Source organism: Bacillus sp. FSL K6-0268, assembly GCF_038005425.1.
GTDB classification, from domain to species: Bacteria; Bacillota; Bacilli; order Bacillales; family Bacillaceae_G; genus Bacillus_A; species Bacillus_A thuringiensis_S.
Window position 1 is genome coordinate 4,618,766 of record NZ_JBBOTF010000001.1, and the last position, 12,867, is coordinate 4,631,632.

Sequence of the window (12,867 nt, forward strand, 5' to 3'; positions counted from 1 at the left end):
ATTATTGGGATTGGAGATAAATAGTATAACGCATTCAAGGGGGATAACATATTATGACTCGTGTGGCAATTAATGGATTTGGACGTATTGGGAGAATGGTATTTCGTCAAGCAATAAAAGAAAGCGCATTCGAAATTGTAGCAATCAATGCAAGCTATCCATCTGAAACGTTAGCACACTTAATTAAATATGATACAGTTCATGGTAAGTTTGACGGAACAGTAGAAGCATTTGAAGATCACTTATTAGTTGATGGAAAAATGATTCGCCTTTTAAACAACCGCGATCCAAAGGAATTGCCTTGGACAGATTTAGGTGTTGAAGTTGTAATTGAAGCAACTGGTAAATTTAATTCAAAAGAAAAAGCAATTCTTCACGTTGAAGCTGGAGCGAAAAAGGTTATTTTAACAGCGCCTGGTAAAAATGAAGATGTAACAATTGTAGTTGGTGTGAATGAAGACCAATTAGATATTACAAAACATACTGTTATTTCAAATGCATCTTGTACAACAAACTGTTTAGCGCCTGTTGTAAAGGTGTTAGATGAGCAGTTCGGAATTGAAAACGGTTTAATGACGACTGTTCACGCTTATACAAATGACCAAAAAAATATTGATAACCCACATAAAGATTTAAGAAGAGCGCGTGCTTGCGGACAATCAATCATTCCGACAACGACAGGTGCCGCGAAAGCGCTAGCAAAAGTTCTTCCGCACTTGAACGGAAAACTTCATGGTATGGCACTTCGTGTACCAACGCCAAACGTGTCTCTTGTTGACTTAGTAGTAGACGTAAAACGTGATGTGACAGTTGAAGCTATTAATGAAGCTTTCAAAACGGTTGCAAACGGTGCGTTAAAAGGTATTGTAGAATTCAGCGAAGAGCCTTTAGTATCTATCGACTTTAATACAAATACACACTCAGCTATCATTGATGGTTTATCTACAATGGTAATGGGTGATCGTAAAGTGAAAGTACTTGCTTGGTATGATAACGAGTGGGGCTACTCTCGTCGTGTTGTAGATCTTGTAACGTTAGTTGTTGAAGAGTTAGCGAAACAAGAAAATGTGCAACACATTTAAGTGAATAAGGGGGAGGGCAAGGCAATATTTGCCCTCTTTTTTTATTTTTTTCTGAAAAGGAAAAAAATTATATGAGTATATTTTAAAAAGTGGACATACCACGAAACGTTGTGATTACTGCATTTGTGAATCGTTTATTTTTTTTAGGGAAAAGTAAAGAGGAAAATATGACAGAAAATCGAAAAAACTGTTGTTGCAAAATGAAAATAAACAAAGTATACTAACACTCGTAAACTTAAGAGCTGAGGTACGTAGTCACTACTTAAAGGGTTAGGACCTCTCTGGACTAACTTTCCCCCGTGGTAGTGGAGCAAGCCAAATTGCAAATTAGTTTTCAATTCGAACAGTTAGAATAAATTTACAAGGGGGAACTGTAGAATGGATACTATGGATACGATGGGTCGTCACGTGATCGCTGAACTTTGGGATTGCGATTTCGACAAGCTTAATGACATGCCGTATATTGAACAATTATTTGTGGATGCAGCACTAAGAGCTGGTGCTGAAGTGCGTGAGGTTGCTTTCCATAAATTTGCACCACAAGGTGTAAGTGGAGTAGTAATTATCTCGGAATCACATTTAACAATTCATAGCTTTCCGGAGCACGGTTACGCGAGTATTGATGTTTATACTTGTGGGGATCGTATTGATCCAAATGTTGCTGCAGAATATATTGCAGAAGGTTTAAACGCGAAAACGCGTGAGAGCATCGAGCTTCCTCGAGGCACTGGTAGCTTCGAAATTAAGCAGAGAGAAACAAAAGCTCTTTAAAAAAGAACATAATTGATTTAAAATGTAAAGAGGTGTATAATGCACCTCTTTTTTAGTTTATAAAAAAGAGGTAATATAACGTACTGGTTAGTTGAATAAATTGTACTCTTGCAAATGAGGTAGTGCCCTATATACCATCTTATTTTTAAGGATGAGATGATAAAGTGATGCGCTGAAACTTAAAGTGGTAAGAGAGTTAGAATGAGTTATATAATATTGTATATATATTTTAGGTGAAGTGAGTAGAGAAAAATAAAGAGTATAGTGTAAAGGAGTGAATGAATTGCGTTGTCCATCCTGTTCTCATAATGGTACAAGAGTGTTAGATTCGCGTCCGGTAGACGAGGGGCGCTCTATTCGAAGAAGGAGAGAGTGTGAAAGTTGCTTAAGTCGCTTTACGACCTTTGAAAGGGTAGAAGAGTCACCTCTTATCGTTGTAAAAAAAGAAGGCACACGAGAAGAGTTTAATAAAGAAAAGATTTTACGTGGTTTAATTAAAGCGTGTGAAAAAAGACCAGTATCTTTAAGACAATTAGAAGAAGTAACACAAAGCGTGGAACGTGAACTGCGTAATTTAGGTATATCAGAAGTGAAAAGTGATATGATTGGTGAAATTGTTATGGAAGAACTTCGCGATATTGATGATGTTGCTTACGTACGCTTTGCTTCTGTATATCGTCAATTTAAAGATTTAAATGTATTTATTGAAGAATTAAAAGATATACTGCAAAAAGAAAGAGAGTAGAAGTTGTATTTTATTCTCTTTACATACCGTAAGTAATAGGATAAGAGAGCTAGAAGCGTAAGCTAATAGCTCTTTTTCACTAAGAATTTATATAATGAAGATAGAACGAATGAAGTAGAGGATAGATTGGATGAGAGAAAGGAAAAGCAATAATGGAAAAACAGTCATGGATGGAGCTATTGCCGATTGATCGTTATAAAGTAAGTGCGAAAGGGCTACTGCATAATTACGACCGAAAAGTATTAACGATGTTGTATCAGCCGTTAATAGGTAGTAGAGCTTTTAGCTTATACATGACACTATGGGGGGAGCTAGAGCAAGATCGTGTATTTGGAAAAGAGAATACACATCATTCCCTTATGGTGACTATGCAAATGCAACTTCCTGAAATATATGAGGAACGAGTAAAGTTAGAGGCAATTGGGCTTTTGAAGGTATATATTAAGAAAGAAAAAGATATTCGAATGTTCATATATGAGTTGCAACCACCTTTATCTCCAAAGCAGTTTTTTGATGATATTGTTTTAAGTATCTTTTTATACAATCGATTGAGTCGGACAAAATATAATCAAGTAAAGCAATATTTCTTAGAAGAAGAATTTGATTTTGCTTCTTATGAAAATGTTACGCGCTCTTTCAATGATGTGTTTGGTTCGTTTAATCCAGGACAGCTTGAGCATGCGCAAGAAGATCTTCGTATCCCAAAAACGACAACTATGCCAAGTAACGAGAAGGGAGACGCTCCGAAAGTTTGGAATGATTTCTTTGATTTCTCTTTATTTGTAGATGGATTGTCCGCTCTTGTTCCTAAAAAGTCGATTACAGGTCAAGTAAGAGACTGCGTTATAACACTTGCTTACGTGTATGGTGTAGATGTGTTATCGATGCAAAATATCGTTCTTGGTGCGGTGACAGAGATGCAAACAATTGATATGGAAAGGCTTAGAAAAGGAGCTCGCGATTGGTATCAATTTGAAAATGGTCAAGCATTACCGGTATTAAGTGAAAGAGTACAGCCTCATGCTGCACGTACGATGAAAGAGAAAGAGCCTTCATCGCAAGAGGAGATGCTAATAAAGCAGCTAGAGGAAATCTCGCCAAAACAATTATTGAAAGAGATTTCTGGTGGTGCAGAGGCAACGAAAGCGGACTTGCAAATCGTTGAAGATGTCATGATTAATCAAAAATTGACACCAGGAGTTGTGAATGTACTTATTTATTACGTTATGCTACGCTCAGATATGAAACTTGCGAAAACGTATGTCGAGAAGATTGCTGGGCATTGGGCACGTAAAAAGGTTGGTACAGTAGCGGACGCGATGGCGTTAGCGAAAGAAGAGAACCGTCAATATCAAGAGTGGGCTGAGACGAAGAAAAAAGGCCGTACGGCGAAGAAAACGGTACGGAAAGAAATGGTACCAGATTGGCTTAAGGAAGAAGAGCCGAAGGAACAAGAGAAAGAAACGGCGAAGAAAGATGTAAGTGTAGAAAAAGATGCAAGTACGTTAGAAGATGAACGAAAACGATTAGAAGAAGTGTTAAAAAAATATAAGCGTGATTAATAGAAGAGAATGAACGCTCTTTGAGATAATATGAAGTGACCTCCTAGATTATCAAGTCAGGGATTTTAACCCATAATAATGAATGAAAACATTATGAATGGGGTTATACCCTATGATAATAGGAGGCCACTATGGAAAATATAATATATATTGGGATGGATGTCCACAAGGAAAGTTTTAGCTTATGTGCACTACACGGAACAACTGGGGAAATTGTAAGAGAAGCACGATGTGCTTCAAATGTATCTCTCGTAAAAAAATTCGTTGAGAAACTGAAAACAAAATATGGTGAAGATATAAAAATTAAAGCTGGATATGAGGCTGGTTGTTTAGGGTATTCACTTCATAATCTTCTTGAACAAAATGGAATTGATTGTGATATTTTAGCTCCCACAACAATGTACAGTTCATCAAAAAACAAAATGGTGAAAAATGATAAATTCGATGCCAAAATGATTGCTCTTAATTTAGCAAATGGCACCTATAAAGAAGTATATGTTCCAGAAGAAGAGGATGTTGCCGTGAAAGAGTATATCCGCATGTTAGGTGATTTTAAAACATCTTTGAAAAAAATAAAACAACAGATAAAAGCATTCCTTTTAAGACATGGCTATGTGTATGAAGGGAAATCAAGCTGGACAATCGCTTATATGAAATGGTTAAAGAATCTTGATCTACAAGGATTATTCAAAGAAACGTTAGGCGAATACCTATTACAGTATGATGTTCTAGTCGATAAAATTGAGCGGTTCAGTTTGAGATTAGAAGAATTATCTCATCGTGAAAGGTACGAAGAACCAATCGCAAAGTTAAGATGCTTAAAAGGTATAGATACAACATCGGCAATGACTGTTCATGTGGAAATTGCAGACTTCACTCGTTTTCCCACGGCTAAAGCATTTATGGCTTATGTAGGATTGACGCCAAGCGAAAGCTCAAGTGGAGAGAAAATCAGTCGACGTTCGATTACAAAACAAGGAAATTCGACCGTTAGGTCTACTCTTGTAGAATGTGCAAATGCGTTGGTAAAAGGAGCAATCGGATTAAAATCGAAGCGAGTGAAAGCAAGACAAAAAGGGCAACGAAGCGAAGTGATTGCTTATGCGGATCAGGCTGTAGAAAGGTTACAAAGAAAATATTATCGCATGATATATCAAGGGAAGCCTAGAAATGTTGCCGTTACAGCTATCGCAAGAGAACTGGGGTGTTTTATATGGGGATTAGAAACAGGTAAAATTCACCGAAAATAAAGAGGGAAGGATATGAAGTTGATTGATTCATAGTTAGAAATCAAAGGTATCAATTGATGGCATAGATGAGCTTCAGAGATAGTGAATTACAGGTCTGGCTATCTATGACTCACCTCTTCTGGCATGGCTGAAATTCTGATAAACAAGCTATTTATTAGAATTTGAAAAGGTGTGATCCACGCAGTGAGATTATAAGAGCCTAACGACGAACCATTAACCTGAGGTAACCAATCCACGAATAACAGAGTGGTTAACTGTCGATAGATCTTATTTCTGAAGCTTTTGTATGCCATCAAGAAAAATATTATGGGTGAAAAACTATTGACAAAGGTCACTTCATAACAGGTGAGAAAATGGAGCATATTCAAAATTCATTTGCAAAATTAATGGGAAATGAAAAATTTAAAAATAGATATGAAGTATTAAAGGCAGAAGTAATGGCGCATCCGCGTGTGAAAGAATTTATAGACGAACATAAAGGTGAAGTAACGACTTCTATGATTGAGCGCAGTCTTGTGAAGCTATATGAATATATTGGACAAAGTGTAGGTTGCGTGGATTGTCCGGATTTAGGTTCATGTAAAAATATGCTGCAAGGGTACGAGCCAAAGCTTGTTATTCAAGGGAAAATGATTGATATTCAATATGATCGCTGCGTTAGAAAAGTAGCACATGACGAGAGAAAGAAATATGAAAAACTCGTTCAAAGTGTATATATGCCAACGGATATTTTACAGGCAACTATGGAAAACTTAGACCCTTCTGATTTAAATGCACGTATCGATGCAATTGGTGCAGCGAATGAATTTTTAAGTACATATGAACCAGGTAAAAAAGCACAAGGTTTATATTTGTACGGTAAATTTGGTGTAGGAAAAACGTACCTTTTAGGAGCAATTGCGAACGAGCTTGCTCGAAAGAAAATAAGTTCGATGCTCGTATACTTCCCAGAATTTTTACGTGAAATCAAAAGTTCGATTCAAGATAATTCGATTGGTGAAAAGATTGATGCGGTTAAACGCGTACAAGTTTTAATGTTAGATGATATCGGGGCAGAAGCAATGTCAAGCTTTGTGCGTGACGATGTGCTTGGTGCAATCTTGCAATTCCGTATGTTAGAAAACTTACCGACGTTCTTTACGTCTAATTTTGATTTTAAACAACTGGAACACCATTTAACGTATACACAGCGTGGTGAGGCTGAAGAAATGAAGGCAGCACGTATTATGGAACGAATTAAATATTTAGCGAAACCAATTCCGATTGGTGGGAAAAATCGTCGTCATAAGTAAAAGAGCAAGCTGAGTGAACTGCACCCCAATTGTTAGACACAGTCTAACAATTGGAGGTGCAGTTTTTCTATGGCTAAATTTACAGCTGATGAAAAAATACAAATCGTTCTACGTTATTTGAACGGAAATGAAAGTTATCGAGAAATGGGTAGATCGCTCGGTATAAGTGACACAATCATTTTGAATTGGGTAAACCAATATAAACAGAATGGTCTGGAAGCTTTTCTAAAACGATGTACAAATTACACACAACAATTTAAACTAGACGTACTAAACTTTATGATTGAAAACGGTATGTCCTTATTTGAGACGGCAGCTATCTTTAATATTCCTGCCCCTTCAACGATTTCTGTTTGGAAAAAACAGCTCGAAACACAAGGAATTGATGCCCTTCAATCTAAGAAAAAGGGGCGTCCATCCATGAAAAAAGATTCAAATAAACAATTAAAACAACATTTAGCTGAAGGGTCAGTCGAAGCACTTGAAGCACGCATTAAACAGCTTGAGATGGAAAATGAGTACTTAAAAAAGTTAAATGCCTTAGTTCAAAACAAGGAAAAATCACAAAACAAGACAAAGCGCAAGTAATCTATGAATTAAGGCATAAATATTCGGTGAAGGCACTCGTGGAGCTAGCTACTATTCCTCGAAGCACGTATTATGATTTAGTAAAGAAAATGAATCGTCCAGATGTAGATGCCGATTTGAAAGCTGAGATTAAAGCGATTTATGAGGAAAATGAAGGTCGTTATGGTTACCGTCGCATTCGTGATGAATTAACGAATCGTGGCCAGAAAGTGAACCACAAGAAGGTTCAGCGCATTATGAAAGAGCTTGGGTTAAAGTGTGTTGTGCGTATGAAGAAATATAAATCCTATAAAGGAAAAGTCGGTAGAATTGCACCTAATATTTTAGAGCGTAATTTTCATACAGATGCACCGAATCAAAAGTGGGTAACAGACATCACAGAGTTTAAATTGTTTGGAGAAAAACTGTATGTATCACCTGTATTAGATTTGTATAATGGTGAAATTATTACCTATACAATTGGTTCTAGACCGACGTATTCGCTTGTTTCAGACATGTTAGAGAAAGCATTGGAACGTTTACCTGAAACGCACCAGCTACTGATGCATTCGGATCAAGGATGGCATTATCAAATGAGACAATACGTCCGTACACTAGAATCAAGAGCTATCGTCCAGAGTATGTCTCGAAAAGGCAACTGTTACGACAACGCAGTAATAGAAAATTTCTTTGGGATTATGAAATCGGAGTTCCTCTACATAAAAGAATTTGAAAATGTAGAGCACTTTAAAATAGAATTAGAAAAATATATAGATTATTATAATACGAAACGGATTAAGGCAAAATTAAAAATGAGCCCGGTACAATACCGGACTCACTTTTATCAAGCTGCCTAATCAAATAACCGTGTCTAACTTTTAGGGGTCACTTCATGAGAAGCTTGCTCTTTTGTATTATAGTGATATTTTCTTTTCAAATATGAGGTCGAAATATTCAGGTTGTCCAAAACTGCCAATCGTAGGGGCGACAATCTGTACGAACCTCCAGTCATCTCTAGCATGTTCTTGAATAATTTCTTGGTAGTCTTCAGCTAGTTTTGAGCGAGTGAGCCCCCAATGGAATTCGACTTTTACGAATTTATATTCGAACATTCACATACCCCCTTTTAGTGATAAATAAAGTATACAATAAAAAATTCATAGTAGCTTGTATCATTTTTCTCTCCCTCCCTTAATATATATAAAATTAGCAAGCCAGATTGAGTGGATTTTCTAACGATAGGAAATGTAATTCTACTAAGAGTGAACTTCACGCGGAAAGGACTCTTATAGGATTTGTAACGTATAGATACAGTCCTTTAGAGCAGGGATAAAAGGGGGGACAAAAGTGATTGAAATTTGCTTCGAAGAAAAAAATGATGCTATGCACGTATATAGACAATTGCTGAAAAGAGCGGAAGTGTTATATAAGGAAACGAGTGTGTATTTACAGGAGCAAAAAGTGGTGATTCACATACCAGTACATGAATCGAATTATATTGAAAAGATCTTATTGCCAGTAATGGTGTATTTCATTGTGAATGTGAAACAAAATGAGTGGATTTATACGATCTTAAAAGAAAAGTTTTTTTATGAAGAACAAGAAGAGTGTCATCAAATATTGCACATGGCACATGAGATTTTAAAGGGAAGAAGAAAAGGTGTAGCTCAGGATTTAACTCGTAACGCATTTGAGTCATATATTAAGTCTTCTTTAAATAATTGGCTTTGTGATCCGCTCTCATTCTCGTTTTCATCATATATCCGTTTTCGTCTTCGTACATATAGGGAAATGGTGGCTAAACTTGCGGAAGTGGCAATTGATGAGTATAAGATGGAGCAAGAATACCAAATGTTCATTGAAACGCTTCGGCAACAAGTGAGTAGCCGTAAATCACGCTTGTCCTGTGTGCATCTTATTTTTGATGAAAGCTTTATCTTTTATGATGATAAAGGTAGACGTTTAAAACAGGAGAAGTTGGTCCAATATATAGATGAAGAATTATTAAAGCAAAATGATGTATATATTGATACAAAAGTAATTGCGCCGCTTCTTTCTATTTCGCCAAAAAAGATTTATTTATATACGAAGGAACAAGACCATAATATGATTATTACTTTGCGAAATGTGTTTCAAGAACGGGTCCAATTACATGGATTACATGATTTTGAGCGCAATGTGAAAAATTTAAAAAATAAAGGTAACGCCCTTGATTTTCTAAGTTTTTGAGCATATAATTACCTACATAAATGAAATATATCGAAATGTCATGATGAGGACATGAGTAGTTTTCTACGATTTTCAGAGAGGGAAGCCTTAGGGTGTGAGCTTCCTAGTACGGGATTATTACTTACCACCTCTAAACTTTAGCAGTGAACGATTCTTTTAGTAATTGCTAACGGACAACACCGTTATGTTGAACTTGAGCAATTAACGATCATGTTAATTGGAACAAGGGTGGAACCACGAATTCAACACTCGTCCCTTTTTATGGGATGAGTGTTTTTTATTTTGAGAAAAAGAGGAGTGACCAGTGATGGCAGATGTAGTTAAAATTACTTTCCCTGATGGAGCTGTGAAGGAGTTTCCAAAAGGCGTAACAACTGAAGAAATCGCAGCTTCTATTAGCCCAGGCTTAAAGAAAAAAGCTGTAGCTGGAAAATTAAACGATGAGATGATCGATCTTGTTACACCAATCGAAGAAGATGGTGCAGTTTCTATTATTACATTAGATTCTGAAGATGGCTTATATATTTTACGCCATTCAACAGCCCACCTTTTAGCCCAAGCGTTAAAACGTTTATATAAAGATGTTAAGCTTGAGCTTGGCATTGGCCCAGTAATTGAAAATGGCTTCTATTACGATATCGATATGGAAGAAGCAATTACAGTTGAAGACTTCAAGAAAATCGAAAAAGAAATGCAAAAAATCGTGAACGAGAACTTAGAAATCGTTCGTCATGAAGTACCACGTGCAGAAGCACTTCGTCGCTTTGAAGAAATTGGCGATGAGTTAAAATTAGATTTAATTAACGACCTTCCAGAAGATGCAGTTATTTCAATCTATGAGCAAGGCGAATTCTTCGACCTTTGCCGTGGTGTTCACCTTCCATCTACAGGGAAAATTAAAGTGTTTAAATTATTAAGCGTTGCAGGTGCTTACTGGCGCGGCGATAGCAATAATAAAATGTTACAACGTATTTACGGTACTGCATTCGTTAAGAAAGCAGAACTAGATGAGCACTTACGTATGCTTGAAGAAGCGAAAGAGCGCGATCACCGTAAATTAGGTAAAGAATTAAAACTATTTACTAATAGCCAAAAAGTAGGACAAGGTTTACCACTTTGGTTACCAAAAGGTGCAACAATTCGTCGTATTATCGAGCGTTACATCGTTGATAAAGAAGCAAGCTTAGGTTATGATCACGTATACACTCCAGTATTAGGAAGCAGAGAGTTATATGAAACTTCTGGTCACTGGAACCACTACCGTGATGGCATGTTCCCATCAATGGAAATGGATAATGAAGAATTAGTTCTTCGTCCAATGAACTGTCCTCACCATATGATGGTTTATAAAAATGATATTCACAGCTACCGTGAATTACCAATCCGTATTGCGGAACTTGGAACAATGCATCGTTATGAAATGTCAGGTGCGTTATCTGGATTACAACGTGTACGCGGAATGACTTTAAACGATGCGCACATTTTCGTTCGTCCAGATCAAATTAAAGAAGAGTTAAAACGTGTTGTAAACTTAACTCTAGAAGTGTACAAAGATTTCGGTTTAGAGAACTACTCATTCCGTCTATCTTATCGCGACCCAGCAGATACTAAAAAGTATTATGCGGATGATGAGATGTGGGAAAAAGCACAAGGTATGTTAAAAGAAGCTATGGATGAAATGGGTCTTGATTACTATGAAGCTGAAGGTGAAGCGGCATTCTACGGTCCAAAACTGGATGTTCAAGTTCGTACTGCTCTTGGAAAAGACGAAACACTTTCAACTGTACAATTAGACTTCTTACTTCCAGAACGCTTTGAATTAACTTATGTTGGTGAAGACGGTAAGCAACATCGTCCAGTTGTAATTCACCGTGGTGTTGTATCAACTATGGAACGCTTCGTAGCCTTCTTAATTGAAGAATACAAAGGTGCATTCCCAACTTGGTTAGCTCCAGTTCAAGTACAAGTAATTCCAGTTTCTCCGCAAGTACATTTAGACTATGCGAAGAAAGTACAAGACGAATTGCGTCGTGCTGGTATCCGTGTTGAATTAGACACTCGTGAAGAGAAGATTGGTTACAAAATCCGTGAAGCACAAATGCAAAAAATTCCGTACATGCTTGTAGTAGGTGACAATGAAGTAACTGAAAACGGCGTAAACGTACGTAAATATGGTGAACAAAAATCAGAAACAATCGCATTAGATGCTTTTGTTGACATGATTAAAGTAGAAGGAAAACGATAAGAAAAAGCCGCGGTATACCGCGGCTTTTTTATGTAATATACTTGAGGGGAATTAGAAAAAATACCCATGTAACACTTATCGTAAAAAAGTATTGCAAGTATGTTAGTTGTTTGTTACAATATTTCTTGTTGTTAGTAAAACACATCGCGTCTTCTTGACAGACGTCATGTCCTATGATAAACTCATCAAGGATAATAGAATATTGTTTTGTGGAACAAGTAGAAGCACCCGCTTCTCACCTGATGGACGCATTCGCAGTTAGCAGGTAAATGTATTTCTTACTTAAGATTTTACAAGTGTGGGTGTCGTATGCCCGCACTTTTTTTGTCGGGTTCTATGACTACAAAATATGTTCTGAGAAAACCTTGGAGGTGGCTTACTATTAGCAAGGATATGATGATTAACGAGCAAATTCGTGCACGTGAAGTACGTTTAGTTGGCGCAAATGGCGATCAACTTGGAATCAAGTCTCGTAATGACGCTTTAGACTTAGCTGCAAATCTTAATCTTGATTTAGTATTAGTTGCTCCAAATGCGAAACCGCCAGTATGCCGCATTATGGACTACGGTAAATTCCGCTTTGAGCAACAGAAGAAAGAAAAAGAGCAGCGCAAAAATCAAAAAGTAATTAGCATGAAAGAAGTTCGTTTAAGTCCAACAATTGATGAACACGACTTTAACACAAAACTTCGTAATGCTATCAAGTTTTTAGAGAAAGGCGACAAGGTTAAAGCGTCAATTCGCTTTAAAGGACGTGCCATTACTCATAAAGAAATCGGTCAACGTGTTTTAGATCGCTTCTCAGAAGCTTGTGCTGAAGTTAGTACAGTTGAATCTAAGCCTAAAATGGAAGGACGCAGTATGTTCTTAGTTTTAGCACCGAAAAACGATAAGTAATAGATAGAGGAGGAAATACCTATGCCTAAACAAAAAACTCATCGCGGCGCTGCAAAGCGTTTCAAAAAGACTGGATCAGGTAAACTGAAACGTTCTCACGCTTACACAAGCCATTTATTCGCTAACAAATCTACAAAAGCTAAACGTAAACTACGTAAAGCTGGTGTAGTAAGCGCTGGTGACTTCAAACGCATTCGTCAAATGCTTGACAACTTAAAATAAGTTCG

12 protein-coding genes and 2 other annotated features are annotated in these 12,867 nt (G+C 36.9%); of the genes, 11 read left to right on the plus strand and 1 reads right to left on the minus strand.

Annotated features, from left to right (window positions below):
- Positions 1-53: 53 nt before the first annotated feature.
- From MHI28_RS24095 to MHI28_RS24125, 7 genes are all read left to right on the plus strand, one after another.
- Positions 54-1,082: a glyceraldehyde-3-phosphate dehydrogenase gene (locus tag MHI28_RS24095; RefSeq protein ID WP_000198979.1), complete on the plus strand. Its 1,029-nt coding sequence runs from the start codon at positions 54-56 to the stop codon at positions 1,080-1,082.
- A gap of 387 nt (positions 1,083-1,469) precedes the next feature.
- A complete protein-coding gene (gene speD, locus MHI28_RS24100; RefSeq protein ID WP_002003660.1) occupies positions 1,470-1,853 on the plus strand; it encodes an adenosylmethionine decarboxylase in 384 nt (127 codons plus the stop codon).
- 283 nt (positions 1,854-2,136) lie between these two features.
- Positions 2,137-2,598: a transcriptional regulator NrdR gene (gene nrdR, locus MHI28_RS24105; protein WP_001203687.1), complete on the plus strand. Its 462-nt coding sequence runs from the start codon at positions 2,137-2,139 to the stop codon at positions 2,596-2,598.
- Between the two features lie 152 nt (positions 2,599-2,750).
- Positions 2,751-4,160 carry a replication initiation and membrane attachment family protein gene (locus tag MHI28_RS24110; protein WP_000415033.1) on the plus strand — a complete coding sequence of 470 codons (1,410 nt, stop codon included), beginning with the start codon at positions 2,751-2,753 and terminating at the stop codon, positions 4,158-4,160.
- 131 nt (positions 4,161-4,291) lie between these two features.
- On the plus strand, positions 4,292-5,410 hold the full coding sequence (locus MHI28_RS24115; RefSeq protein ID WP_277548338.1) for an IS110 family transposase: 1,119 nt from the start codon (positions 4,292-4,294) through the stop codon (positions 5,408-5,410).
- A gap of 353 nt (positions 5,411-5,763) precedes the next feature.
- Positions 5,764-6,702, plus strand: a complete 939-nt coding sequence (gene dnaI / locus MHI28_RS24120; protein ID WP_000400117.1) for a primosomal protein DnaI — start codon at positions 5,764-5,766, stop codon at positions 6,700-6,702.
- Positions 6,703-6,771: 69 nt separating this feature from the next.
- Positions 6,772-8,126, plus strand: a protein-coding gene (locus tag MHI28_RS24125; RefSeq protein WP_208730123.1) for an IS3 family transposase whose coding sequence is annotated in 2 segments (ribosomal slippage) — positions 6,772-7,225 and positions 7,225-8,126 — 1,356 coding nt in all. Because the reading frame shifts where the segments join, the coding sequence is not laid out codon by codon here.
- Between the two features lie 57 nt (positions 8,127-8,183).
- Here MHI28_RS24125 and MHI28_RS24130 read toward each other — a convergent pair.
- Positions 8,184-8,381, minus strand: coding sequence for a DUF4177 domain-containing protein (locus MHI28_RS24130; protein WP_340828316.1), 198 nt, complete (start codon positions 8,379-8,381; stop codon positions 8,184-8,186).
- Positions 8,382-8,616: 235 nt separating this feature from the next.
- On the opposite strand from MHI28_RS24130, the gene ytxC reads away from it, so the two are divergent.
- The 4 genes from ytxC (at position 8,617) to rpmI (ending at position 12,862) form a co-directional block, all read left to right on the plus strand.
- A complete protein-coding gene (gene ytxC / locus MHI28_RS24135; RefSeq protein ID WP_000569624.1) occupies positions 8,617-9,498 on the plus strand; it encodes a putative sporulation protein YtxC in 882 nt (293 codons plus the stop codon).
- Between the two features lie 31 nt (positions 9,499-9,529).
- Positions 9,530-9,758, plus strand: a binding site (T-box leader).
- A gap of 47 nt (positions 9,759-9,805) precedes the next feature.
- Entirely contained in the window at positions 9,806-11,743 is a 1,938-nt protein-coding gene (thrS, locus tag MHI28_RS24140; RefSeq protein WP_000786077.1) for a threonine--tRNA ligase, read from the plus strand.
- Between the two features lie 210 nt (positions 11,744-11,953).
- Positions 11,954-12,074 (plus strand) — a sequence feature (ribosomal protein L20 leader region).
- A gap of 62 nt (positions 12,075-12,136) precedes the next feature.
- Entirely contained in the window at positions 12,137-12,640 is a 504-nt protein-coding gene (gene infC / locus MHI28_RS24145; RefSeq protein ID WP_000973215.1) for a translation initiation factor IF-3, read from the plus strand.
- 21 nt (positions 12,641-12,661) lie between these two features.
- Positions 12,662-12,862, plus strand: a complete 201-nt coding sequence (gene rpmI, locus MHI28_RS24150; RefSeq protein WP_001125945.1) for a 50S ribosomal protein L35 — start codon at positions 12,662-12,664, stop codon at positions 12,860-12,862.
- Positions 12,863-12,867: the final 5 nt, after the last annotated feature.

Bases quoted from the DNA above. Each gene is read 5' to 3' on its own strand.
- MHI28_RS24095 (WP_000198979.1), top strand. From the start codon at position 54: ATGACTCGTGTGGCAATTAATGGATTTGGACGTATTGGGAGAATGGTA.
- speD (WP_002003660.1), top strand. From the start codon at position 1,470: ATGGATACGATGGGTCGTCACGTGATCGCTGAACTTTGGGATTGCGAT.
- MHI28_RS24110 (WP_000415033.1), top strand. From the start codon at position 2,751: ATGGAAAAACAGTCATGGATGGAGCTATTGCCGATTGATCGTTATAAA.
- MHI28_RS24115 (WP_277548338.1), top strand. From the start codon at position 4,292: ATGGAAAATATAATATATATTGGGATGGATGTCCACAAGGAAAGTTTT.
- dnaI (WP_000400117.1), top strand. From the start codon at position 5,764: ATGGAGCATATTCAAAATTCATTTGCAAAATTAATGGGAAATGAAAAA.
- MHI28_RS24130 (WP_340828316.1), bottom strand. From the start codon at position 8,381: ATGTTCGAATATAAATTCGTAAAAGTCGAATTCCATTGGGGGCTCACT.
- thrS (WP_000786077.1), top strand. From the start codon at position 9,806: ATGGCAGATGTAGTTAAAATTACTTTCCCTGATGGAGCTGTGAAGGAG.
- infC (WP_000973215.1), top strand. From the start codon at position 12,137: ATGATGATTAACGAGCAAATTCGTGCACGTGAAGTACGTTTAGTTGGC.
- rpmI (WP_001125945.1), top strand. From the start codon at position 12,662: ATGCCTAAACAAAAAACTCATCGCGGCGCTGCAAAGCGTTTCAAAAAG.